At 64.0% G+C, this 2,387-nt stretch carries 3 protein-coding genes; all 3 read left to right on the forward strand.

All coding sequences use genetic code 11. The features are described from left to right. Window positions 1-896, forward strand: an 896-nt coding sequence (locus tag AC1DT2_RS20775; RefSeq protein ID WP_477298441.1) for a lipopolysaccharide biosynthesis protein, incomplete at its 5' end; no start/stop codon positions are given. Then, entirely contained in the window at window positions 893-2,035 is a 1,143-nt protein-coding gene (locus tag AC1DT2_RS20780; protein ID WP_477298442.1) for a GNAT family N-acetyltransferase, read from the forward strand. The genes AC1DT2_RS20775 and AC1DT2_RS20780, both read left to right, overlap by 4 nt. A gap of 37 nt (window positions 2,036-2,072) precedes the next feature. Beyond that, a partial coding sequence (locus AC1DT2_RS20785) for a hypothetical protein (protein ID WP_477298444.1) occupies window positions 2,073-2,387 on the forward strand: 315 nt, incomplete at its 3' end.

The raw sequence follows: 2,387 nt of genomic DNA on the forward strand, positions 1-2,387 counted from the left end.
CCCGGGTGAATCGACATCTGAAGCTGACCGCGGTCCTCGTGCTGATGGGCTCCTTCCGTGTGGGCACCATCGAGGTCTTCTTGCTGAACACGTTTTCGGGTTCGGTGGCCGTCGGTTACTTCGCCATCGCCGGGACGCTGACACGTGGCGCCGTTCAGCTGTTTTCGGTGGGTCTTACCTCAACGCTGCTGCCCTACATGGCGAAGACGTTCGGCGAGAGCGGCACAGCGCGTGCGGCACGCTTCCTCTCCGAGGCCACCCGTTTCTATTGGGCCGTGGGCATCGCTATTGCAGGCCTCGGCCTGGTCACCACGCCAGAGATCGTCAGGCTGATGTATGGCAATCGCTATGTAGACGCGATCCCGGCGATCGAAGCGACCCTCGTCCTGGGTGGGCTGCTGCTGATCGGCAACGGCATCGCCGCCTTCCAGACCGTGGTGGATCGCCAGGACGATCGCATACGCATCGCAACGGTCGCCGTCGCTGCCAATGCCGTGTTCGGTGTGGCGCTGATTCCGATGTTCGGTCTCGCGGGGGCGGTCGTCACGTACGCGGCCACGCGTATCGTCGAGATGGCGCTGGCCATTCATTACCTGCGCAAGGCGACCAGCGGCGCGCTGCCGGTCGCCGCCATGGCTCGATTGTTCGCGGTCGGCCTCGTGGCGACTGCCGCGGCGTGGGGCACCACCATGGCGACGCCCTCGCGCCTGGGTTTCCTGGCGGGCGCGGCCGTCTTTCTCGCCGTCTACGCTCCCATGAGCGTCATCGTTCGCTACTGGACAAATGACGACCTGCAGTTGATGGCCGGCATCAGCCGCCGTCTGGGGCCGCCAGGCCGTGTCTTCCTGCGTGCCCTTCAGTTCGTCCAGCCATCCGCGGTGAAGGCCAGTCCATGACTTACCTGAGCATCATCCTGCATACAGTCGATGAGCTTCGCGCCATACGCGATGAACTCGCCGCTGTGGCCGAACGCCCCGGAGCGGCCAGTGGCATCGTGCAACATCCGGACTGGATCGCTTTCGAGGTCGAGAGTCGGGACGACGGCACCGTGCCTCATGTGATCGTGGTGCGCGACAGCCAGGGTCGTGTCGCCGGCTACGCACCGCTATTGGCGATCGATCACACCGCGCGACTCGATCTGGCCGGGCGCAAGGTCAGGCTTTACCGGGGTGCGGCGCTGCGCCTGTTGGGCTCCGGTGTCGTCGCCAGCGACGAAGAACGTGCGACGGTGGAGCTTCTGGTGTCACGGCAGCTTGCCGGCGACAGCAGCGTCTGCGTGCTGCGCATCCAGGAAGCCGACCTGCCCAATCGATTGGCAGCTGCCTTGTCTCACGGGGGCGGTTTCCGTACGGTGGCGGCGAACCTTCTGGATCAGGTTCATTGGTCGATCGATCCGCAGCCGTCCTCCGAGGCGTGGCTTGCGGGGATGGACAAGAAGAAACGCGCCGATCAGGTCCAGCGAGTCGGCCGCGCCTATCGCAAGCTCGGTGGCGACGCCACGCTGCGCGTCTTCAATCGCGGCGATGAGATGGCCGAGTACTGCCGGCTCATGAACGAACTCTACGCGCGAACCTGGCATCACGCCGATCTGCCGATCGACTGGGAGGCACCCCAACGCCTTGCCTTGTTCCAACGATTGGCTGACGCGGGGCAMCTCATCGGTCACGTCGTGATTCGGGACGGCAGGCCACTCGCTTATGTGCACGGTTATCGTCTTGGCGGCACGTATCTCGTCGACGACCTCGGCTACGACGACGAGGTAGCAAAGGTCGGCATAGGATCGGTCGCCGTGTTCCAGGCGGTGCGGGCCCTGATCGATCGCTTTCCGGGGGAACGGGTCAGCTTTGGCTACGGTGACAACCAGTACAAGCGTCTTCTCGCGACTCGCGTCGAATCCTGCGGTTCACTGTACGTCGTGCGTTCCACTCGCGCGACCGCGGGTTTTCACATGGTCGGCCCGGTTCGATGGGTTTACCGGGGGCTGCACCGCGTGCGCTCGGATATTCGAAAGAAATCCCTAGGTCGGACGACCTAAATCGCGGGAGGTATATTCGGCAAGGATGGGTCGGCGCATGCTGCCGTTGCCGAAGCTGCACGAGTTGTCCATGAACACCCATGTCGACTCCACCCGTACGGAGGCGACGGCACGGCTGCCGTTGCTACGCCAGTTTCAGGAAGCCCGTTACACCCGGCGATTCTTCGCCCACCATGCCCTGACGCACCATCTCTACCGGGGTGTCTTCGCCTCCTTCGACGAGGCCCAGGCGAGCATCCCGCCGTCGAGCGTCAGTGGCTACGACAATACCGAGTCCGCCGAGTTGTATCGTGAGCGGACCCGCCGGATCTACATTAACGACTATCCGATGATCTACTGGCTGGGCCGTTGG

The organism is Luteibacter sp. P4_E6, assembly GCF_056401535.1.